Origin of the sequence: Alistipes sp. (genome assembly GCF_048465575.1) — a bacterium.
GTDB lineage: Bacteria > Bacteroidota > Bacteroidia > Bacteroidales > Rikenellaceae > Alistipes.
In genome coordinates, this window is record NZ_DBFWLG010000033.1 from 1 (window position 1) to 21287 (window position 21287).

Consider the following 21287-nt stretch of genomic DNA (forward strand, 5'->3'; position numbering starts at 1 on the left):
TCTTTCTGTGAGTGAGCAACAGCCGCAGCGACCGGTCCCGCCAGGGTCCGGCTTTCTTTTTAGGTCTGGCTGAATGTCACGACAGGCCGGATGGCTTTTCCCCGGCTCGAATCGGCGGCTTGCCGCCGACTATATCGACAATCCCCCTAAATCCCCCTTTGAAATGGGGAATTAAAGTAGCTCTCTGCCAAGCGCAAATTAGGAAAAGATTTCTGGTGAATTCCGTCACGCCCATAAGCGGCTTTTTAAGCCGCCGAGCTCAGTCGAGAGGTAAGAGCGGCTTCCTCAGTCACTGCCCATCAAAAGCAGTTTTTAAGTCGGCTGTCCGGGCTCAGATTACATGAAGATCGTTGGGAGAATCGTTCTGCCCCCCCCCTTGAATGCAGCTTCCTAAGCCGCCGAGCTCAGTCGTGAGGTCGCAAGCAAATCAAGAGCGGCTTCCTAAGCCGCCGAAACCCCGGCCTGTCAAGTTCGGGGTTTCTCCGTGCGAATGTTGCGCCATCGAGGACGAAAACGTCCCGTTCGTATTCGTGCTGCAAAGATAGCGAAATTCCCCCCCCCACAAATTTCGGACCACTAAAAGTCCTAAACACATCTAATCAAGCCTGTTCGGAATATTCCGATTCAGAACATTTTGAATAAATTCCGGATGCAACCCCTCCTGAACGGAAATGTGCTGCCTCACCGAACGCAGCCATTCAGGGAGCGACCATCGGCTTCGCCCGAGCGCCACCGATCCGGCAAACGCATGTGGAGCTAACGCCGTACGAACTCGAGAATCGCCTGCGCCGTCGCTTGGGGTTCTTCGAGAAAACCCATGTGACCCGCGTTTTCGAGCCACACGACCCGGGCCTCGGGATGGGATGCGACCATCGCTTCGGCGACCTCGATAGGGATATATTCGTCCTTGCATCCCAGGATGAAAAGCACGGGAACCGTCGTGCGGCGCAGCATTTCGTTCTGATCCCGCCGTGCGATCATGCCGCCAAGCAGTGCCACGATCCCCTCGTCCTCGGTCACGAACACCTGCTCGGTGAGGTCCTCGATCGCATCCTGCATCCGGGTGCGATTCTGCTCGGCGAATCCGGCTGCGGGCGCCATGCGGGCGAGCAGTTCTTTCTTTCCGGCGCGTACCAGTTCGATCTCGCGGCGGCGGTTTTCCGCTTTTTCGGGCGTATCCGCATTGGGCGTGGAGCTGAGCAACACCAGGCCGTCGAGCATCTCGGGATGGCGTTCGCAGAAAGCCAGCGCGACGTATCCGCCCATCGAGTGTCCGACCAGGGTGCACCGCGCAATCCCCAGAGCCCTCAATCCGTCGGCCACCGTGTCGGCCAGAAAATCCATTGTGTGAACTTCGCCCGCGACGACCGAAATACCGTGTCCGGGCAGGTCGAGCGTCACGACGCGCACCTCCTTGTATAGCAAGGGAATAAACTCCTCCCACACCAGCAGCGACTCGAGGTATCCGTGCAGCAGCACGACGCATCGCGCGCCCGCTTCCGAGTCGCAGACATGCAGGGCCGTCTGCCCGGCCATGATAAACTTTTCGGTCATCGGCTCGGTGGTTTATTCCTCGTCGTCGAGGTAGTCGAGTGCGGATTCGCGCTTGGGCGAGGGATAGTACTCCTCTTCCTCGGGGTCGATCGAACTGAAGAGCGCATGACGCTCCTTGCCGCTTTTGCGGATCGGTTCCAGACGCTTGGCCTTGCGGAGTTCGTCGGCGCTGTGCTCACGAATCCCCTTTTGTGTTTTCATGGATGTGAAAGGGTATTAAACAATTAACGTTGCAATTTTATACAATTTTTCGCAAACCGCGTACATTTTTTGCGGGAATTCTTCCTGCGTGTCCGCGAAAGCGTCTCTTTTGTGTCAAATAAAGCCCGTGCGGAATTTGAGAGATGGCGATTTATTCGTAATTTTGACCTCGATTGCAAATACGCCGTTATGAAAGGACAAAATCTCTGGATAGACCGCATCATCGCGCTCTGCGGCGTGGTCCTTGCGTGTGTTCCTCTGGCCGACTGGTCCGGTATGTTCAACACCGAAAACGTGGCGCTGGCGCTCAATGTCGCCTGCCTGTGCGTCGGATTGCTGCTGGTTGCGGTTATCATCGTGCGGCTGAACAACAAAACTTATTCCATTGTTACGGGCCTGGCCCCCGAGGCGTTCTATACGGCCCTGCGACAGACGCTTACCGAGAGTACGAACGTGCTGGTTTTCAGTCCGGACCGTTCGCTCACGGGCAAGGCGTTCATCGAGCATTGCTGCCGCGAGGGTATCGGCCTGTCGATCCTGGGCAACTCCGAGCAGATCACCACGCTCCTGGCCTCGTTCGAGGACGCCGGCGTGCTGCACGATCTGTTGAATGTCACCTGCTCTTCGAACGCCTTTACGCTGGTAGCGCTCTGCGACCGTCCGCGCCACACGATCGCGCTGGGCAGCTTGCGCGCCGACAACGGCCTGATTATCCGCCTCCGCGGTACGAAAGTCGAGGCCGAGATACACCGATTGCTCGAAAAGGAGATGCTCACGGCCAGCCAGCCGATCCGCCTCTCCGGAATATCCAATCCGGCGGCTTTTCTCGATGTGGTCCACCAGACCAACCGCCGCTACCTCGATAATTTCGCCGACCTCAAGTCGGGATTCATCTCCTTTTACGGCACCGAGGTGCTGAACGTCCAGTCCGGATGGCTCGAAAGCGGACGTTTCCGCCGCATCCGGACGCTCGATCTGACGACCAATCCGGGCCTGCTGCTCACGCGCGACCGCTACCTCAGGGCCAACAAGACCTTTGCCGCCACGCGCGGAAACTCCATCGAGCGGGTTTTTCTGATCGAGCGCAGCCGGCTCGCCGACCCGTCGTTCCGCGAGAGCCTGCAAACCGTAGCGCTGATGCAGATCGACATGGGCATCGCGGTCGACATCCAATTCCTCGAAGACCTTGCGGATGTGCAGAAACAGGATTTCATCCTCTACGACGATTTCTCGGTCCTGGTCGAGGAGAAGCAGGCCAACTCCGACTACTCTTTCGGCAAGAGCACGGCCTATTTCGGCCGCGAGCGGATCAGGGCCTATGAAAAGATTTTTGAAACCGTCTGGAAAGGGGCCCGCAGCCGCGAGCAGGTCGTGCAATTTCTCAAACAGTGAACATGCACGAATTGGAATATCTCATCTGCCACGGTTCCTCGAACCGCTTTGTACTGATCGACGCCGTGCGGTGGGCCGATGCGCTGAAAGGGGTCGACCGTTCGGCCCTGGCGCGCCATGCCTGCCGCATCTGCGGCGGACTGGACGGATTGTTGTTGCTCGTCCCGGCGGGCACGGAGTACGGGATGCAGATGTACAACCCCGACGGTTCCCCCGCCGAGATGTGCGGCAACGGCATCCGTTGCGTGGCGCGGCTGGCGCAGCGGTACACAACCGCCGAGCGGTTCGGGTTGTGGTCCGGCGGCCGGCGCTACGACGTGTCGTGCGAACAGCCCGTCCACGGCGCCATTCCCACCTACGGCGTGGTGATTCCCGTGGGGTTTGTGTCGGAAGATTTCCGCATTTCGTTCGATCCTGGCACGGGATTCGTCGCTGAAGCGATACCCGAACTGGATGAACAGCTGCGCTTCACCTACCTCCACCTGGGGAATCCGCACCTGGTAGCCTCGACCGGGGAGATCGACCTCGAGCGGCTCGAACGGCTGGGGCGCCGCGTGACGGAACTGAGGGAGCTGTTTCCGCACGGGATCAACGTCAGCCTCTACCGTCCGTTGGACGAGCGGCGGATCTTCGCGGCCACCTATGAGCGCGGCGCGGGCATCACCTCCTCGTGCGGCACGGCCATGACGGCGTGCACCACGGCGGCCTGCCTGACGGGCCTCTGCCGCTGCGGAGAACCGATCGTGGTGCGCAACCGCGGCGGCGAGGTGCGCTGCCTGTGCCGCAACGACGCCGGGGGCTTGCGGACCACGCTGGTGGGCAACGCGACGTTCGAAGCCGACGGCGTATTTCGCATCGACCCCGCGACGAGCCGGGTAAACCTTTGCGGGGACCCCGTTCTGCGACGGGACGAGATTGCGGCCTATGCTGCGTTTATCGATTCGATAACAGATTGATAAAAGATAATACAGAAAGATGAAAAGTGTGCTTTTCAAACACCGTTCGATTCGCAAATTCCGGCCGACACCCATTCCCGAGGAGGTGCTGCGCCAGCTTTTGGAGGCGGCTTCGCGGGCTTCGACCTGCGGCAACATGCAGTTGTATTCGCTCGTTGTGACGCGCGACGCCGCGCTGCGCGAGCGGCTTGCGCCCTGCCATTTCAACCAGCCGATGGTCCGCGAGGCGCCCTGCCTCGTTACCGTCTGCGCCGACGTGCACCGCTTCTCGATGTGGTGCGAGCAGCGCGGCGCAGAACCTGCGTACGACAATTTCGCCTGGTTCCTGAACGCTGCCACCGACGCCCTGCTGGCCGCGCAGAATCTGGCCGTCGAAGCCGAGACGGAGGGGCTGGGCATCTGCTACCTGGGTACCACGCTCTACACCGCGGGCGACATCTCGCGCATCCTGGAGCTTCCCAAGGGGGTAATTCCCGTAACCACCCTCGTCGTGGGCTATCCCGACGAGTCGCCCGAGTTGACCGACCGCCTGCCGCTCGAGGCCGTGGTCCACTACGAAAAATATACGGACTATACCGCCGCCGAGATCGACGAACTGTGGGCCGAGCGCGAGGAGTCCGAGCTGACGCGCCGCCTCTTGGAGGAGAACGGCCTGCCGAACCTGGCCCGCATCTTCACCGAAAGGCGTTACGTGCGCAAAGACAACCTGGCCATCTCGGCCTCCTACCTGGAGTTGCTGCGCGAGAAAGGCTTTTTCAACCAGTAGTGCCGTGAACGGGATGCGACGCATAGCGATGATGCTGGCGCTGGGCTACATTTGCTCGGCGTGCAGCGTCACGCGCCACATCCCCGAGGGCTCCTATTTTCTGCAAAAGGTGAAGATCGAGGAGGACAAGTCCGCGCCGCGCAAGGAGCGCATTCCGGCCTCCGATCTGGAAAAATACATCCGGCAAACCCCCAACAAGCGCTTTCTGGGGACCAATTTCTATGTCTGGCTCTACGAACAGGCCGACTCCTCGAAGCACAACCGCTGGAACAACTGGAAACGCAAGATCGGCCAGGCCCCCGTGCTGCTCGACATGTCGCTCACGGAGAAGAGCGCCGAGAACCTCAAAGTCTACATGGACTCCAAAGGCTTCTTCACCTCGCGGGCCACTTTCGAGGTCGATACCACCTCGCGCCGCAAGCGCGCCACGGTCACCTACCGCACCCACCAGGGCGTTCCCTACCGGATCGACTCCGTCTCCTACGAGTTCCGCGACCAGTTCCTCGAGCAGATCATCCTGCCCGACACCGCCCGGACGCTCATCCATCCGGGCGCGATTTTCGACATCACGATGCTCGACCGCGAACGGGAGCGCATCACGGCTTACCTCAAGGAGCGGGGTTATTTCAATTTTTCGGTCAACAACATCGAGTATGTGGCCGACACGCTCGGAGGCGATCAGCGGGTCGATCTGAAAGTGGTCGTCAAGCAGCACCTCACCGGTTACAACGAGCGCGGGCAGGCCGTGATGGACAACAACATGGTCTACCGCATCGACCGCATCAACATCTTTCCCGACTACGATCCGACCGTGGCGCGGACCGACACGACGCTGCTCGAACGGCTCGACACGGTCTACTACCGGGGGCTGAACATCATCTACGAAAAACGGCCCAACCTGCGTCCGTCCGTCCTGCGCCAGGCCGTGCCGCTCTATCCCAACTACGTCTACAACTCCTCGCAGGTCAACCGCACCTACACCGACCTCATGTCGATGGGGTATTTCAAGAGCGCCAAGGTCACGTTCGTCGAGCAGCCCCGCCCGGTCGAGGTCACCGACTACGTGACCTACATCGGCGCCGAGACCGATACCACCCAGACGCGCTACACGCGCGAGGGGTACCTCACGTGCAACATCCTCTGCACGCCCACGCTCAAGCAGAGTTTCAAGGTCGAGCTGGAGGGCTCCACCACGTCGAGTTTCTACGGCCTGACCGCCACGGTTGGCTACCAGAACCGCAACATCTTCCGCGGTGCCGAGGCCCTCGACATCTCGTTCACGGCCGGTTACGAGTTCATGAAAGCTCCCGACGCGAAGAAGAAGCGCGCCACGGAGTTCGGCGTCACGACGGGCCTCACGTTTCCGCGCTTTCTGATTCCGTGGGGCACGCGGCGTTTCCGCTCGGTCAACCAGCCCAAGACCAAACTCGAGGTCTCCGTCAATTTCCAGGACCGCCCCTACTACCGGCGCACGCTCTCGAGCGCGGGCCTCACGTACCTGTGGACCAACCGCAGCTATTCGTCGTTCTCGCTGCGGCCCATCGACATCAACGTGGTGGACGTGAGCTACCTCGACCCGGACTTTCTGAAGAACACCCAGAACAAATACCTCATCAACAGCTACAAAACCCAGTTTATCGCGGGCCTCTCGTTCAGCTACGGCTACAACAACCAGCGCAAGCACCTGGGCGGCAACGCCACCGTGATCCGCTTCAACGCCGAGACCTCGGGCAACCTGATCGACGGGCTGGAACACCTTTTTTCGAAACCCAAACGGGGCGAGGACTACTATACGATCTTCGGCATCCGCTATTCGCAGTATTTCCGTACCGATCTGAGCGTGAGCCGCAAGATCATGCTGGGCGAGAAAACGGCCCTTGCCGGACGGCTCTACGGGGGTGTGGGCTTGGCCTACGGCAACTCGCAGGTCATTCCCTTCGACCGCCTGTTCTATGCCGGCGGCAGCAACTCGATGCGCGGCTGGACGCCCCGCACCCTGGGTCCTGGCTCGGTACCCAATCCCCATTCGGAATTCCCGACCCAGCTGGGCGACATGAAGCTCGAAGCCAACCTCGAATTCCGCTTTCCGATCTGGGGCATCGTCCACGGGGCCACGTTCTTCGATCTGGGCAATATCTGGTATCTGAAGAGCAACCCCGGAGAGTACTCCGACGAAGCGGTCTTCTATTTCGATAATTTCTACAAGCAGCTGGGCTTCAACACCGGCCTGGGAATTCGCCTCGACATCAAGTTCGCCGTCCTGCGCCTGGACTGGGGCATCCAGCTCCACAACCCCAACAATCCGGCCGGCGAACGGTGGATTCACAATTTCAAGTGGAAGAACACGGCGCTGAATTTCGGCGTGGGCTATCCGTTCTGACAATCTCCGTTGGCTGCCGGACTGCTTTGCTCGACCCCCGAGTTCTTCGAGACGTCGGCCGCTTAAGAAGCGGCATTTGCGGGCGGCCGAAACCCTCAACGCTTCTCATCCGGTTTCGCGCTCCCGCCCCGGTCTTATTGTTTCTCGATCCCCGAGCCTGTTTCACCTTTAACCCGCCTTTGGCGGCTTGACTTTGCTCCTGCTCGGCATAGTCCGCTGGGCGGCCTCTGCCCTCGCTTACTCGCAAAGTTCACCTTTCACCTTGCTACGCCTGCGCCTTGTACTGCGAGGGCGACATCCCCGTGTTGCGTTTGAAATAGCTGCCGAAGAATGACTGATTGGGGAAATTGAGGTGGTAGGCGATCTCCTGCACGCTCTTGGTCGAGAATTTGAGCAGCGTCTTCGCCTCCACGATCACGTAGGAGTCGATCCACTCCGAGACCGATTTGCCGCTGATGCGTTTGATGAGCGTGGTGAGGTATTTGGGCGTGATGCACATCTGCCGGGCATAGAAACCCACGGTGCGTTCGCGCAGGTAGTGCTCGCTCAGGAGCTGCATGAACACGCGGAAATACTCCTCGGCCCGGTTCTGCACCGGTTTTTCGACATCGGGATGCTCCTTGAGGTAGTGGTTCAAGATGTCGCCCACTTTGTAGATCGTCGCCGTAATCAGTCCGCTGACAATATCGGCTGCAAAAGGGGTCTCGGGGCCACGAACCTCTTGTTCGACCAGCGAGATGAAGCTGCGCAGCGTGCGGCTCTGCTCCTCGGTCAGGTCGAGGCTGGGGTGCGTGCCGAATTGCAGGAAGAGGGGCAGGATATGCTTGATGTCGATGTTGATGCGGCGCATGAAATCGGGCGATACCACAAGCACATGGGCCTTGAACGCATGGTCCGTATGCACCTGGAGAATGTTCTGCGGTCCGAACACGAAGAGCGAGTCTTTGGTCAGCCTGAAATCGCGCAGGTTGAACGATCCCCTCGTTTCGCCCTCGGTGCCGACGCCGATAATGAAAGCGTCGATGCGGCACGGGAAGCGGAATCCCTGCATGTGCGACTCGCTGTAAGCGGCGATGCACTCGCGCATCATCCCCTGGCGCTGCCCCTCTCCCGAGAGGGCGAGCAACTCTCCGAGGGTGAAATTGGTGATGGGGGCTGTGGTTTCGGCTGTGTTCATTTTTTCGCTATTTTTTGGGCAAATATATCAAAAATTCGCCACATAGTAGTTGAATAAGGGATATATTTTCGACATAATGAACAAGAAAACCGCACAAAACCAAAGGTCTGTGCGGTCTGTTGCGGAACGATCCGCTGTCGTCCCCGGCGTCTATCCGGTCGCGGATTATTTGGCTGCGGGTGCGGAAGCGGCGGGAGCGTCGGTAATACCCAACTCTTTCTTCACCTCGGGAGCGATGTCCGTCAGGGTCGCCTCGTCGAAATAGGCCAGCGAGCCGGTCGAGGTGTCGAATACGGCCAGGAAGCCGCCCGCCTGGCTGATCTTGTCGATGGCAGCCTTGGCTTTCTCGATGATCGGGGCCAGCAACTCGTTCTGTTTTTTCTGGTAATCCTGCTGGGCTACCTGCTCGAACTCGGCGTAGCGGCCCTGCAACTCCTGCAACTCTTTCTGCTTGAGCTGGCGCACCGATTCCGACAGGGTGGCTTCGTTCTTCTGCAAATCGAGCAGTTTGGTGTTGAACTCGACCTTGATGTTCTCCAGGTTGTCCTGCAACTCCTTGGCGAACGCCTCCATGTTGGTGTTCATCTCCTTGGTTTCGGGCATCGAGACGATGATCTCCTGGGTGTTGATACGCCCGAATTTCTGTGCGAAGAGCGACGTGGAGCCCATCACGAGTACAACCGCAAGGGTTAGTTTGATTGCCTTTTTCATGTAGAATTTTATTAGTTAATGTTTGATGTCGTGTGCTATTTGAGCCGGTCGATCACCTCCTGCGTCCGCTCGATGCGGGGGTTGGTGTAGAGCAGCGTGGGGTTGTTGGCCGAGTCGAGTACCGCATCGGCCCCGACTGCTTTGGCATAGGCTTCGATGGCGGCGAAGACCCGGTCCTGAATGGGCTTTATCAGCTCCACGCGGCGTTTCATAAGCGTTCCCTCCTTGCCGAAGAGGCTCTCCTGATACTCGGCGGCCTCCCGCTCCTTGGCCAGAATGGCATTCTCGCGGGTCTGGCGCGCCGTGGCCGAAAGCGTCGTCTTCTGGTTCTGGTAGTTGTTGTAGAGGGTCTCGACCTCCTGGAACCGGGCGTCCACCTGGGCCTGGTACTGCTCGGCCATCCTGTCCAGCGAGGCGATGGCGGTGTTGTAGGCGTCGATGGATTTGAAGATTTTTTCGCTGTTGACGATCAAATAGTTCTGGGCCGATACGACTCCTGCCGTCAGTACGAGTGCCGCGATCAAAATCAGACGTTTCATACTCCTGTGTTTTTTAAGTTTTTCGTTTTCCGGCCGGGCCGGACGATACTATAAATATAACACTTTTCTTTCAAATTTATTGCCATCGTGCATTTTAATTGCACCGGTCGCACGACGCTGCCCGTCGAACCGGTCAGCCGACGCTAAAACTGCTGGCCCAGGACGAAATGGAACTGGCTGCCGCTCTTGGTCGTCGAGCCTGCGGGGGGATCGAATCCGTAACCCCAGTCGATGCCGAGCATGCCGACCACCGGGAGGTACAACCGCACGCCGAAACCGGCCGAACGCTTGATCTTGAAAGGCGAGAACTTGCGCCACGATTCGAACGCGTTACCGCCTTCGAGGAACCCCAGCACGTAGATCTGCGACGAGGGTTTGAGGATGATCGGGTAGCGCAGCTCGGCCGTGTACTTGTTGTAGGCGCAGGCGTAGTTGTCCGACACGGGGTCGAGCGCGCCGTCCTCGTAACCGCGCATCGAGATGATGTCGATACCGTAGATGTTGTAGCCCGACATGCCGTCGCCGCCGACCTCGAAGCGCTCGAAAGGCGAGACCTTGTTCTTGTTGTAGCTACCCAGGAAACCCATCTCGGCCTTGAGCATCAGCACCAGGTTGGAGTTCTTCAGAAACGACTGGAACCACTGCGCCTTGAACTGCCACTTGTGGAACTCGATCCAGCGGTAGCGCTCCTGGTCGCTCATCGACTTGTCGCTGTAATCCTTGCCGTCCCAGAGCGAGTAGGGAAGCGTGGCCTGCACCGAGGCGCTGAACTCCGAACCGCGCCGCGGATAGATGGGCTGGTCGACCGAGTTGCGGGCGAATACCAGTTTGAGCGACAGCAGATTGGCCGAACCGTTCTCCATCACGAACGAGGTCCAGTCCTTGAGCGTGTAGCGCTCGTAGCTCGCCTCGGCGTAAAGGGTGAAATAGGGGTCGGGCCAGTTCAGGCGTTTGCCCAGACCGGCGGCCAGACCGTACGTTCGGAAATACTGCGTACTCTTCTGCCAGACGTAGTAAGCGTTGTTCTGCTCCGAAAAATGGGCCGAGAGGGTGAACGAGTTGGGCTTCTTGCCGCCCAGCCAGGGGTCGGTGAAGCTGAACGCGAACGCCTTGTAGTAGGTGCCGTTGGTCTGCGCCGAGAGCGACAGCCGCTGGTTCTGCCCCATCGGGTAGGGTCTCCAGGCGCCTTTCTTGAAAGCGTTTTTGATCGAGAGGTTGTTCAGGGTGATGCCCACCGACCCCACGAACGTACCCGAGCCCCAGCCGCCGGCGACGTTGAACTGGTCGGAAGCCTGCTCCTCGAGGGGCCAGTTGACGTTGACCAGTTCGTTCGACACGGGCTTGATGTCGGGCATGATCGCCTCGGGGTTGAAATGGCCCATCGAGCCGAGCGTGCGGATGGTCTGCATCAGCAGCGAGCGGTTGTACAGTTCGCCGGGGCGGGTGTAGAGTTCGCGGCGGATGACCTCGTCGTCGACGCGCTGGTTTCCGGTGATGCCCACCTCGTTGATGGTGAACTGCTTGCCCTCGAACACCTTTACCTCGATGTCGATCGAGTCGGGACCGATGATGCTCTCGGCGGGTTCGATCTGCGACATGAGGTAGCCGTCGTTCTGGTAGAGCGACGAGACGGACATGGCCTCGGGGTCGGTCTCCTTGCCGATTCCCAGCCGCTTGTGCATCGATTTCTTGTCGTAGGTGTCGCCTTTCGTCACGCCGAACATGCGTTGCAGGTCGTCGGTTTCGTAAATGGAGTTACCCACCCACGAGACGTTGCGGATGTAGTACTTGTTGCCCTCCGAGATGTCGATGTCGATCCCCAGCCGCTTCTCGTTGATCGGGTAGATCGAGTCGCGCACGACGGTGGCGTTGCGGTAGCCGCGCGAGTTGTAAAAGTCGATCAGGAGCTCCTTGTCGTCCTCGTAATCGTTCTCGTTTAGTTTGGCGCCGCGCAGGAAATTGATCGATTTCTGGTGGGTCTTCTTGAACGTGCGGCGCAGCCGCTTGTCCGAGAACTGCTCGTTGCCCGTGAAGTTGATCTTGCCGATCTTGACCTTGTCCTTGCGGTCGATGAGGAACGTGACGGTCACGGCCTGCCCCGGACGGAGCGTGTCGTTGTCGATGCGCACCCCGACCTCGGCGTTGCGGAATCCCTTTTCGGCCCAGTAGTTCTTGATGAGTTTCTGGTTCTTGTCGAGCACGTAGTCCGACAACTCGCTGCCGCGCTTGAGCTTGAGTTTTTCGAGCAGGTCCTTTTTCTTGCCTTTCGAAATGCCCTCGAACTCCCAGTTGTAGACTCGCGGGCGCTCCTTGAGAAAGACCTCCAGGTCGATGCTGTCGCCTTCGATCTCGGCGCCGATTTTCACGTCCGAGAAGAAACGCTGGTTCCAGAGCCGCGTGATGGCGTTGGAGATGAAGTTGCTGGGCAGGTAGATCGAGTCGCCCGCGATGAGTCCGGCCGTCGATTTGAGAATATCGGGATTGAGGTACTGCACGCCGTGTACGTTCACGTCGCGGATATAGTAGAGCTTCTGTTTGCCCTCGTGGCGGAGCATGGGTGCATCGTCGGGGAAAGCGGGTTTGCCGGACAGCGAATCCGCGGGCGTCTGCTCACGGGCCGCTGTTGCCTGGCATGTCAGCGCCATCAGCACTGCCGCCGCGAATACCTTACCAAAGTAATTCATCTATTTCAGTCTAATCTTCAATTTCATTCATTCGGGCGCTCCGGCGTCTGCCTGCCGCCCGGGCGCGGTTCGTGGCCGCCCCTGCCTCTCTTGTTCTTACCGGCTCACAAGCCGGCCCTCCGGCTCTCAAGAACGTTTTTTCTCACCGGCCCTCCGGTTCCCCAGGCCCCTTTCTGCTCTTGCCGCCTTGTGCCGCCCGGCCAGCTGTCCGTCCTTGCGTCGCTTCTGCGGACCTCCCTACCGGACCAGTCCGAACCGCCGGTCGCGCCGGGCGTACTCCTCGAGTGCGCGGTCGAACTCGTCTTCGGTGAAATCGGGCCACAGCACCTCGGGGAAATAGAGTTCGGCATAGGAGGCCTGCCACAGCAGGAAATTACTCAGCCGGCACTCTCCGCTGGTGCGGACGATGAGGTCCGGATCGGGGTATGCGGCCGTGTCGAGCGCCCGGCCGAGGGTCTCTTCGCCGATCTCCTCGGGGAGCAACCCGCCTCGGGCGACCTGCCCGGCAATGCGCCGTACGGCCCGCACGATCTCGCTGCGCGAGGAGTAGTTGAGCGCCAGGATGAGCGTCAGGGTCTCTCCCGCGGCGGTCTCCTGCTCCACTTGGCCGAGGTAGCCGCGCACTTTCTGCGAAAACCGGCTCCGGTCGCCGATCATCTCTACGCGCACGCCCTGGCGGACCAGTTCGGGCGTTTCGCGCACGACGCTCTGGCAGAAGAGTTCCATCAGGGCTTCGACCTCCTGCTCGGGGCGTCCCCAGTTTTCGGTCGAAAAGGCATAGAGCGTCAGAAATTTCACTCCCCGCCGCACGGCAGCCCGCAGTGCGGCCCGCACGGGTTCGACACCCGCGGCATGCCCCTCGTAACGCTCCTTTCCGCGCAACTCGGCCCAGCGGCCGTTGCCGTCCATGATGATGGCGACGTGTTGCGGTATCGGGTTCTGCTCGCTCATAGTAGGGCACAAATATAGGGAATAAAAATGAAAAACACCTATTGACAGGTCAATTTACACCGAATTTTGCATGCGGTTTTTCAACTGCGAATGTCGATCCCCCACATCATCTTATTGCGTAACGTGTCGTAAAATGATATATTGTGCGGCACGGCCAGAAAAATCGGCTCTTCGGCCCGTCTGACCGTAAATGCCGACCCCGCTCCGATGGGGTAGGAGCGGTTGTCGAGCGTTATGAACGCATCCGAACGGCGGGCGTGGACGTGCAGGGTGATTTCGCTGGTGTCGGGGATGACCACCGGGCGCATCGTCAGGTTGTGCGGCGCGAGGGGCGAAAGCACCAGGCATCGGCATGCCGGCGCCACGACGGGACCTCCGGCGCTCAGGGAGTAGGCGGTCGATCCGGTCGGCGTCGAGACGATCACCCCGTCGCCGTGGTAGGTGGCGACCATCTGGTCGTCGACGTATGTTTCGACCGAAATCATGTCGGGTCCGTGGCGCTGGATAGCGAACTCGTTGAGCGCCAGGTGCGAGCACGGCTCGCCCGAAAAGTCGCCCTCCACGCGGATCATCGTGCGCGGCTCGGTCTGCATCCGCCCCGAGGCGATCTCTTCGAACAAGAGGTCGAGACCGTCCGAAGGGGCGCTCGTCAGGAAGCCCAGGTGCCCGGCGTTGATACCCAGCACGGGCAGCCGTGCGCCGCACAGGCGGTGTACCCCTTCGAGCAGCGTGCCGTCGCCGCCGTAGCACACCATGATGCTCCCTTCGGGCTGGGGCGCGAGGTGCTCGCCGTAGATCTTCTCGGGCGGCACGTCGATTCCGGCCAGCTCCCGGACCACGGGGGCGAACTCCTCGTTGAGGGCGTAATCGAATCCGGCCAGGCGGATGGCTTCGAACAGCTGGCCGATCTCCTCGGCGGTATGGGCGAGCTGGCTGCGGGAAAAAAGTATGATTTTCATCGGCGGATTTTCGAAAAATTAAGTAACTTTACCACGCCGGGAGCGGGTCCGCATGCGGCTCTTTCCGCGGCCCGGCCCCGGCAAGGCGGCTCTCGTCAGGCAAATATAGCGAATTTTATGACAAAGTTGAGTGTAAACATCAATAAGATCGCCGTGGTGCGCAATTCGCGGGGCGGCAACCTGCCCGACGTGGTCCGCGCGGCCACCTCGATCGAGCGTTTCGGCGCCGACGGCATCACGGTCCACCCGCGTCCCGACGCGCGCCACATCCGTTACGACGACGTGCGCGACCTGAAACGGGCGCTCACCACCGAACTGAACATCGAGGGCAATCCCATTCCGGAGTTCGTCTCGCTGGTGCTGGAGACCGTTCCGGCGCAGGTGACGCTCGTGCCCGACGCCCACGACGCCATCACCTCCAACGCCGGGTGGGACACCGTGCGCCACCGTGCGTTCCTTACGGACGTGACCGCCCGCTTCCATGCGCAAGGCATCCGCGTGTCGATCTTCGTCGACCCCGACCCCGCGATGGTCGCCGGGGCCGCGGCGTGCGGCGCGGACCGCGTCGAGCTCTACACCGAAGCCTACGCCCGCCGCTACCCGGCCGACCCCGCAGCGGCCGTCGAGCCCTACCTCGCCGCCGCCGAGGAGGCCCGCCGGCAGGGGCTGGGGCTGAACGCCGGCCACGACCTCTCGCTCGACAACCTGCGCTTCTTCGTGCAGCGCATCCCCTGGACCGACGAGGTCTCGATCGGCCACGCCCTGATCTCCGACGCCCTCTACTACGGACTGGAAAACACCGTGCAGCTCTACCGGCGCGAACTGATAACAGCAAAATAGAATACAGACCATGAAAAAAACGCTTCTTCTGGCCGCCGCCCTCGTCGCAGGCATCGCGGCTTTCGCCCAGAGCGAATACAACTACCAGAAACGCAGCCTCTTCAACGTGCTGCCCGTCTCTTCGAAAGACATCGTCTTCCTGGGCAACAGCATCACCGACGGCTGCGAGTGGGCCGAGTTGTTCAACAACCGCCACGTCAAGAACCGCGGCATCAGCGCCGACCGCTCGTCGTGGCTGCTGGACCGCATCGACTCGCTCCTGAAAGGCCATCCCAAGCGGCTGTTCCTGATGATCGGCACCAACGACCTGGCCGCCGGCGTCGCTCCGGCCCAGGTCGCGGAGAATGTGCGCAAGCTGATCGCCCGCTTCCGGGAGGAGTCGCCGTGGACCAAGATTTTCGTGCAGAGCATCCTGCCGGTCAACGGGCAGGATTTCCAGCACCTCAAGCCCAAGAGACACTGGGAGCGGGGCGCCGAGATCGTCGAGACCAACCGCCTTTTGGAGGCCCTTTGCCTCGAAACCGAGGTCACCTACCTGGACGTCTACTCCGCACTGGTCGACGACCGGGGCCTTTTGGACCGCCGCTACACCAACGACGGCCTGCACCTGATGGGCGAGGGTTACCTGGTCTGGCGCGACGCGATCAAGCAGTATGTCCGCTAAGGGGTCGCCGCTTGCGAATCCGCTGTTCCGGCGCATCGGGCGCCTGGCCGCCGCACAGGGCGTGAGGGCGTTCGTCGTGGGCGGCTATGTGCGCGACTGGTACCTCAGGCGCCCCTCCACGGACATCGACGTGGTTGTCACGGGCAGCGGCATTGCCCTGGCCGAAGCGCTGGGACGCGAACTGCACGCCAAGGTATCGGTTTTCAAGACTTTCGGCACGGCCATGCTGCGCGCGGGGGGCATCGAGGTCGAGTTCGTCGGCGCCCGCCGCGAATCCTACTCCCGCGACTCGCGCAAACCCGAGGTCGAACCCGGCACGCTTGAAGACGACCAGCGCCGCCGCGATTTCACGATCAACGCCCTGGCCTGGTCGCTTCAGGAGGAGTCGTTCGGCGAGCTGGTCGATCCGTTCGGCGGCATGGACGATCTGGAAGATTGCATCATCCGCACCCCGTGCGACCCCGACATCACCTTTTCGGACGACCCCCTGCGCATGATGCGGGCCGTGCGCTTCGCCGCACAGCTGGGCTTTTCGATCGAGGGGGAGACTTTCGACGCCATCGCGCGCAACGCCGAACGCATCCGCATCGTCTCGCGCGAACGCATCGCCGCGGAGCTCAACAAGATCGTCCTCTCGCCCGTCCCCTCGATGGGCTTCGAACTATTGGACCGGACCGGGCTTCTCAGGCTGATCTTCCCCGAAATGGAGCGCCTCAAGGGGGTCGAAAAGCGCGGTGTGCACGCACACAAGGACAATTTCCGCCATACGCTCCAGGTCGTGGACAACGTGGCGCGCCGCTCCGACGACCTGTGGCTTCGCTGGGCCGCCGTGCTGCACGACATCGCCAAGCCGCTCACCAAGGCCTACGACCCCAAAGTGGGCTGGACGTTCCACGGCCACGAGGTGCTCGGCTCGAAAATGGTCCCGGCGATCTTCCGGCAGTTGAAACTGCCGCTCAACGAGCACATGAAATTCGTGCAGAAGCTCGTCTTTCTCCACCTGCGTCCCATCATCCTCTCCGAGGATCTGGTGACCGATTCGGCCGTCAGGCGCCTGCTGTTCGAGGCGGGCGACGACGTGGAGGCGCTCATGACGCTCTGCGAGGCGGACATCACCTCGGGCATCGACGCGAAAGTCAAGCGTTACCTCTCGAATTTCGAGCTTGTGCGCCGCAAGATGAAGGATTTGGAGGAGCGCGACCGCATCCGCAATTTCCAGCCTCCCGTGACGGGCGAACTGATCATGGAGACTTACGGCATCGGCCCGTGCCGCGTGATCGGAGAGATCAAGGAGGTCATCAAGAACGCCATCCTCGACGGCGAAATCCCCAACGAACCTGCCGCTGCCCGCGCTCTGATGGAGCGGCTGGCCGCCGAGCGGGGGCTGACGAAAAAAGAGTGAACCGGTCGGTTCACTCTTTTTTCGCGGGGTCCTGAGCCCCCGTGCGGATGATCTCGAGCGCCCTTTCCAGAATTTCGTCCCGCCCGGCCTGCAATCCCGCGACCGTAGCGTGCACCGGCACGTCGATCCGAATGCCCGCGCGCTGCGTGTCCGTGCCGTCGGGGTAGTGGACGCCGATTCCCGAGAAAAAGCCGAAATCGCCGCCGGGCATCCTGAGCGCCGTGACGTTGCCGTCGGCCCCGGCCGTTTGCGTCCCGACCACCGTGCAGCGCGGCGCGGCCTGAAAGGTCATGGCGGTATACTCCGCCTGGCTCTGCGTCGAAGAGTCGACCAGCACGACCACGCGCCCCTTGTAGTAGTCTGGATTCACGGTCGCGTCCGGCTTCTGCGGATCGACGGGCAGGGTGTAGGGCATCCGGTAGAAGAGACCCGGCAGCGCCCCGGTCGGCATAAGCCACGTGACGTGCTGCGTCGGGCGGGGCAGAAAATAGCGGCCTATGAAATCGAAGACCATGAATTCGCGGGGGTAGCAGCGCATGTCGACGACGAGGGCTTTCGTGTCGCGGAATCGCTCTATGATCCGGGGCCCGTCGGCCGCCGTGTAGTGGAGGCCGGTCATGTAGCCCACCCCGTCGGCGATCAGCCGGAGGTTCGCCGTGTCGCGCATCCGTTCGGACGCATAGGGGTTCCACTGGGCGATGCTGCGCGTGGCGAGCCGCCCGGTCATCCGCCGTCCGCCGCGAACCAGCTCCACCACGGCCGTGTCGCGGTGCGAGAGAAGCATGCAGCGTGCCGTCGTGTAGTCGCGGTTTTCCTCGTTGGAGGAGGCTTCGAAGCGGGCGAGCCGGCAGCGGGTTAGGTCCCACCCCCGGCCGTCGATCGAAAGGATTTCATCGCCCTTTTTCAGCACGCCGTCGGCGATCACGAAGACCCGGCCGTCGGCCGACCGCACCTCGGCCGGAACCGAATAGTACCCGAACATGTTGTACTGGACCGCCGCCGCGTGCGAGTCGCACAATTCGGCCAGCAGGCGGCACTTCTCCGGATTGCCGGGCGCGGGATCGGGAAGAAAGATCGGAATGTATTTTTCGGGAATTTCGTTCCAGGGCGTATCCGTGAGGTTGCGGTTCGGGCAGAAATATTCGATCACGTTCCAGAAGCGGAACAGGGTGAGCAGCCGGTAGCCGCAGTCGTCCATCGTGCCCGCGGTGCTTTCGCCCTCCATCGAGAAATTCCCGGCGGGCGTGAAATCCGTGTAGCGGTTCTTTTCGCGCTTGGCGTAGCGCAGCTCCTGCAAAAATCGGGCGAGCGGGGCGCCCAGCCGCGCGGTATCGCGTATCCAGCTCGGGTCGGAAATTTCTACGCACGACAGCCCGGCGAGCGCCCGGTCGTATTCCGCCCGGTCGGTCGTGAAGCCGCCGAGCCCCCGAACCCAGTCGTAAAGCGCGGCGTTCCGCTCCGCGGGGGCGGCTTCGGCCACGCGCGGAAGCAGTCCGAAGAGTTCGCAGTCGGCATCGAGCGCCGGAGTGTCGAAAGCGGGATGGTGGTATTTGACGTAGCCCCAGATGCGGCACACGACGCCGAGGTTCTCCACCACTTGCGGATTGCGGGCGTCGAGCGAGTCGAGTGCGATCCCGCTCGAACGGGAGTAATCGGGGTACTGTTTTGGCTGCGTCGAGCCGGCGCAGGCCGTGCTGAGCGCCGCAGCAAGAACGAGGAGAATTTTCATGTCGCAGGGAGGTCGGTTTTTTGCAAAACGGGAACGGTCAGCGGTTTGGTATCTTCCCGTGCGGGTTTTTTCCGTCCGCATGCCTATCCTCCGCCGCACGCTCCGCCTCCAGCTGCGCCCGCGATTTGGACTTGGTCACCAGCCAGACCCCGGCGAAGACGCATGCTGCGGCAAGCCCTTTGCCCGGGCCGAACGTGTCCAGTCCGAGGAGGACGGTGAAGAGAACCGCCACCACGGGCTGCACGTAATTGTACATCGAGACCACCGTCGGCCGCAGGTAGCGCTGCCCGACGGGCACCATCCGGTACGAAAGGAACGTGGCCCCGGCCACCACGTAGGCGATCCCGGCCCACGTCTGGCCCGAGAGCGCCGCATAATCCACGGCCGTTAGCGGGCGGTAGTAGATAACGGCGGCAACGACTGCGGCGAAAAGAAACATCCATTTCATCGTCGTGACGGGCGAGTAGCGGACGATCACGTTGCGGAACGCCGTGAGGTAGGTGGCGTAGCTCACGGCGCTGATGAGGCACAGCACGTCGCCCGCGACGTTCGAGGCATGCTGGACACCGTGGTTGCTCGAAAGAATCAGCAGCAGCGCCCCGCCGCATCCAAGGGCCACGCCGCCGGCCTTGAGCCACGTGATCGGCTCGCGCAGGAACAGCGTCGCCAGCACCATCGTCAGCACCGGAACCACCGTGGCGATGATCGAGGTGTCGATCGGCGAGGTGAGCGACAGCCCCCACAGGAAGAGCATCTGATTGAGCTGGATGCCGAACACCGAGGCGAAAAAGAGCAGCACCATGTCCCTCGGCGCGACCCGCTCGCGGGGCAGTACGAGCGACACGGCCCAGAAGAGCAGCGCAGCGCCCACCATGCGGTAGACGCTCAGCGCGAAAGGGCTGACCCCCTCGGGGTGTGCAGCCGATGCGAGCACGCGCTTGCCGATCGGGGCGTTGAGGCCCCAGACGATATTGGCGACCCACAACGCCGCATGCCCTTTGAGTTTTCCGCGCTCCATCCTTTTCCGCGATTTACGGGGGCAAAGATAGTGTAAATTTCCCGCTCCTGACCAGGCGCCCGCTTTCCGGAGGAGGTTTATTGCGAAATGCTCCGTTCCACGCGCTTTGGTGCAAAAATTGTCCGGTCCTTTTTTCGTGAGCAAATCCCCCTATCACGCCGATCTGGTCTTCGCCAACCTCTTGTTCGGAGCGAATTTCTCGTTCTATGTCTCCCTGACGCGCAACTATATGGATTTCAGGGAGATTTTCATGTTGCAGGTCCTCTCGGCCGCCCTGTTCTTCATCCCGTTCGCCCTTTTTTCGCGGACCTCCTACCGCATCGGTCTGCGCGATGCGGGCAACATCCTGCTGGTGGCCGTGCTGGTGGTCTACGGCTGGATGTACATGCTGCTGTGGGGCGCATCCTCGACCTCGCCCATCGACGCCTCGACCATCTCGACCCTCGGCCCGGCCTTTACGCTGATTATGGACCACTTGATGCACCCCCATCGCTACGTCCGCATCCGGGTGGTGGGCGTGGTCCTGGCGTTCCTCGGCGGCGCCGTGCTGATCTTCGACAAGGGATTCGCCCTCACGCACGGCAGCCGCGCTTTGGGCAACCTGCTGGTGCTCGTGGCCGTCGTGGCCATCGCCATCAATACGGTCCTGATCAAGCCCTCGCTCGAACGGCTCGGGACGCTGGTGGTCATGGGGTGGTACTATATGATCGGACTGGCCCTGACCGCGCCTTTCTTCTGGCGCTCGCTCGACCGGGCGCTCTCGCTTCGGCTGCCCTTTCAGGCGCAGGCCGAACTGGCCTATATCCTCGTTCTGGGGACCGTGCTGCCCATGTACCTGCTCTACCGGGGCACCGAAAAACTCACCTCGGTGCATACGGCGCTCTACCGCTATATCCAGCCCCTGATCGCGGGCATCCTGGCCCTCGTCCGCCGCCAGGCCCGATTCGATCCGGCCAACATCCTCTCGCTCGTCCTCATCTTCGCGGGCATCGTGCTGGTCGTCGTCGGCTACAACCAAAAACAGCGGCAACCGCAACCTCCTCCGCTGCGCCACGACGGCCGGCTGCCGCACTGAAAGTGAAAGGCATTCTCGACCCCCGAGCCCCGTCGAGAGCTCGCAAACCCCTCCTCCGACCCTCGTCGACAGCCCGCAACCACCAACCACCCGCGGAAATAATTATGAATTGTGAATTATGAATTCTGAATTGCGAATCGGTTTAGCCAGATTTTTCGAAAATCGGATAGAAAAATCCGGCCAAACCCTTGACATCGCCTCTTCGATGTTGTATCTTTGTTCCGTCCCCCGCCGGGCGGGCCGTCGGAACTTGCGCGCAAACTCTCTTTCATGAACGACGGCAGCTATG

General features: G+C 61.1%; 19 protein-coding genes. 8 read left to right on the forward strand and 11 right to left on the reverse strand.

All coding sequences use genetic code 11. The features are described 5' to 3' along the window. Positions 1-756 precede the first annotated feature (756 nt). Entirely contained in the window at positions 757-1554 is a 798-nt protein-coding gene (locus ACMQ11_RS08665; protein ID WP_418992368.1) for an alpha/beta fold hydrolase, read from the reverse strand. 12 nt (positions 1555-1566) lie between these two features. After that, positions 1567-1755: a hypothetical protein gene (locus ACMQ11_RS08670; RefSeq protein ID WP_418992369.1), complete on the reverse strand. Its 189-nt coding sequence runs from the start codon at positions 1753-1755 to the stop codon at positions 1567-1569. Between the two features lie 189 nt (positions 1756-1944). Here ACMQ11_RS08670 and ACMQ11_RS08675 point away from each other — a divergent pair, with 189 nt between their 5' ends. Genes ACMQ11_RS08675 through ACMQ11_RS08690 form a run of 4 tightly spaced genes read left to right on the forward strand, consistent with a single transcriptional unit; the run spans position 1945 to position 7249 of the window. Continuing rightward, entirely contained in the window at positions 1945-3147 is a 1203-nt protein-coding gene (locus tag ACMQ11_RS08675; RefSeq protein WP_418992370.1) for a hypothetical protein, read from the forward strand. Positions 3148-3149: 2 nt separating this feature from the next. Next, positions 3150-4103 carry a diaminopimelate epimerase gene (gene dapF, locus ACMQ11_RS08680; protein WP_418992371.1) on the forward strand — a complete coding sequence of 318 codons (954 nt, stop codon included), beginning with the start codon at positions 3150-3152 and terminating at the stop codon, positions 4101-4103. 19 nt (positions 4104-4122) lie between these two features. Next, on the forward strand, positions 4123-4869 hold the full coding sequence (locus ACMQ11_RS08685; protein ID WP_418992372.1) for a nitroreductase family protein: 747 nt from the start codon (positions 4123-4125) through the stop codon (positions 4867-4869). A 13-nt stretch (positions 4870-4882) separates the two neighbouring features. After that, a complete protein-coding gene (locus ACMQ11_RS08690; RefSeq protein WP_418992386.1) occupies positions 4883-7249 on the forward strand; it encodes a BamA/TamA family outer membrane protein in 2367 nt (788 codons plus the stop codon). Between the two features lie 265 nt (positions 7250-7514). On the opposite strand, the gene ACMQ11_RS08695 is transcribed toward ACMQ11_RS08690, so the two are convergent. The 6 genes from ACMQ11_RS08695 to ACMQ11_RS08720 form a co-directional block, all read right to left on the reverse strand. Next, positions 7515-8426, reverse strand: a complete 912-nt coding sequence (locus ACMQ11_RS08695; RefSeq protein ID WP_418992373.1) for a helix-turn-helix domain-containing protein — start codon at positions 8424-8426, stop codon at positions 7515-7517. Positions 8427-8591: 165 nt separating this feature from the next. Continuing rightward, positions 8592-9137, reverse strand: a complete 546-nt coding sequence (locus ACMQ11_RS08700) for an OmpH family outer membrane protein (RefSeq protein WP_418992374.1) — start codon at positions 9135-9137, stop codon at positions 8592-8594. A 35-nt stretch (positions 9138-9172) separates the two neighbouring features. Beyond that, entirely contained in the window at positions 9173-9676 is a 504-nt protein-coding gene (locus tag ACMQ11_RS08705) for an OmpH family outer membrane protein (RefSeq protein ID WP_418992375.1), read from the reverse strand. A gap of 143 nt (positions 9677-9819) precedes the next feature. Next, the gene (gene bamA / locus ACMQ11_RS08710) at positions 9820-12360 is read right to left on the reverse strand and encodes an outer membrane protein assembly factor BamA (RefSeq protein ID WP_418992376.1); all 2541 of its coding nucleotides are present in this window, start codon (positions 12358-12360) and stop codon (positions 9820-9822) included. Between the two features lie 237 nt (positions 12361-12597). Next, entirely contained in the window at positions 12598-13311 is a 714-nt protein-coding gene (uppS, locus tag ACMQ11_RS08715; RefSeq protein WP_418992377.1) for a polyprenyl diphosphate synthase, read from the reverse strand. 80 nt (positions 13312-13391) lie between these two features. After that, positions 13392-14270 carry an NAD(+)/NADH kinase gene (locus ACMQ11_RS08720; RefSeq protein WP_418992378.1) on the reverse strand — a complete coding sequence of 293 codons (879 nt, stop codon included), beginning with the start codon at positions 14268-14270 and terminating at the stop codon, positions 13392-13394. A gap of 117 nt (positions 14271-14387) precedes the next feature. Between ACMQ11_RS08720 and ACMQ11_RS08725 the strand changes: the two genes are divergently transcribed. From ACMQ11_RS08725 to ACMQ11_RS08735, 3 genes are read left to right on the forward strand one after another with little or no spacing between them, the layout of a single operon-like run. After that, complete coding sequence (locus ACMQ11_RS08725; protein WP_418992379.1) at positions 14388-15110, forward strand: pyridoxine 5'-phosphate synthase; 723 nt, start codon at positions 14388-14390, stop codon at positions 15108-15110. 10 nt (positions 15111-15120) lie between these two features. Next, positions 15121-15774: a GDSL-type esterase/lipase family protein gene (locus ACMQ11_RS08730; protein WP_418992380.1), complete on the forward strand. Its 654-nt coding sequence runs from the start codon at positions 15121-15123 to the stop codon at positions 15772-15774. Further along, complete coding sequence (locus tag ACMQ11_RS08735; RefSeq protein ID WP_418992381.1) at positions 15764-17176, forward strand: CCA tRNA nucleotidyltransferase; 1413 nt, start codon at positions 15764-15766, stop codon at positions 17174-17176. Before ACMQ11_RS08730 ends, ACMQ11_RS08735 begins: the two co-directional genes overlap by 11 nt. A gap of 10 nt (positions 17177-17186) precedes the next feature. On the opposite strand, the gene ACMQ11_RS08740 is transcribed toward ACMQ11_RS08735, so the two are convergent. Then, positions 17187-18905 (reverse strand): S41 family peptidase, encoded by a 1719-nt coding sequence (locus ACMQ11_RS08740; protein WP_418992382.1) that lies wholly within the window; start codon positions 18903-18905, stop codon positions 17187-17189. Between the two features lie 37 nt (positions 18906-18942). Next, a complete protein-coding gene (locus ACMQ11_RS08745) occupies positions 18943-19923 on the reverse strand; it encodes a DMT family transporter (protein ID WP_418992383.1) in 981 nt (326 codons plus the stop codon). 118 nt (positions 19924-20041) lie between these two features. Between ACMQ11_RS08745 and ACMQ11_RS08750 the strand changes: the two genes are divergently transcribed. After that, on the forward strand, positions 20042-20998 hold the full coding sequence (locus ACMQ11_RS08750) for a DMT family transporter (protein WP_418992384.1): 957 nt from the start codon (positions 20042-20044) through the stop codon (positions 20996-20998). Between the two features lie 102 nt (positions 20999-21100). Here ACMQ11_RS08750 and ACMQ11_RS08755 read toward each other — a convergent pair. Then, the coding region (locus ACMQ11_RS08755; protein WP_418992385.1) for a hypothetical protein at positions 21101-21287 on the reverse strand (187 nt) is incomplete at its 5' end.

Coding starts and splice junctions, on each gene's coding strand:
- ACMQ11_RS08665 (WP_418992368.1), bottom strand. CDS start 1,554: ATGACCGAAAAGTTTATCATGGCCGGGCAGACGGCCCTGCATGTCTGC.
- ACMQ11_RS08670 (WP_418992369.1), bottom strand. CDS start 1,755: ATGAAAACACAAAAGGGGATTCGTGAGCACAGCGCCGACGAACTCCGC.
- ACMQ11_RS08675 (WP_418992370.1), top strand. CDS start 1,945: ATGAAAGGACAAAATCTCTGGATAGACCGCATCATCGCGCTCTGCGGC.
- dapF (WP_418992371.1), top strand. CDS start 3,150: ATGCACGAATTGGAATATCTCATCTGCCACGGTTCCTCGAACCGCTTT.
- ACMQ11_RS08685 (WP_418992372.1), top strand. CDS start 4,123: ATGAAAAGTGTGCTTTTCAAACACCGTTCGATTCGCAAATTCCGGCCG.
- ACMQ11_RS08690 (WP_418992386.1), top strand. CDS start 4,883: ATGCGACGCATAGCGATGATGCTGGCGCTGGGCTACATTTGCTCGGCG.
- ACMQ11_RS08695 (WP_418992373.1), bottom strand. CDS start 8,426: ATGAACACAGCCGAAACCACAGCCCCCATCACCAATTTCACCCTCGGA.
- ACMQ11_RS08700 (WP_418992374.1), bottom strand. CDS start 9,137: ATGAAAAAGGCAATCAAACTAACCCTTGCGGTTGTACTCGTGATGGGC.
- ACMQ11_RS08705 (WP_418992375.1), bottom strand. CDS start 9,676: ATGAAACGTCTGATTTTGATCGCGGCACTCGTACTGACGGCAGGAGTC.
- bamA (WP_418992376.1), bottom strand. CDS start 12,360: ATGAATTACTTTGGTAAGGTATTCGCGGCGGCAGTGCTGATGGCGCTG.
- uppS (WP_418992377.1), bottom strand. CDS start 13,311: ATGAGCGAGCAGAACCCGATACCGCAACACGTCGCCATCATCATGGAC.
- ACMQ11_RS08720 (WP_418992378.1), bottom strand. CDS start 14,270: ATGAAAATCATACTTTTTTCCCGCAGCCAGCTCGCCCATACCGCCGAG.
- ACMQ11_RS08725 (WP_418992379.1), top strand. CDS start 14,388: ATGACAAAGTTGAGTGTAAACATCAATAAGATCGCCGTGGTGCGCAAT.
- ACMQ11_RS08730 (WP_418992380.1), top strand. CDS start 15,121: ATGAAAAAAACGCTTCTTCTGGCCGCCGCCCTCGTCGCAGGCATCGCG.
- ACMQ11_RS08735 (WP_418992381.1), top strand. CDS start 15,764: ATGTCCGCTAAGGGGTCGCCGCTTGCGAATCCGCTGTTCCGGCGCATC.
- ACMQ11_RS08740 (WP_418992382.1), bottom strand. CDS start 18,905: ATGAAAATTCTCCTCGTTCTTGCTGCGGCGCTCAGCACGGCCTGCGCC.
- ACMQ11_RS08745 (WP_418992383.1), bottom strand. CDS start 19,923: ATGGAGCGCGGAAAACTCAAAGGGCATGCGGCGTTGTGGGTCGCCAAT.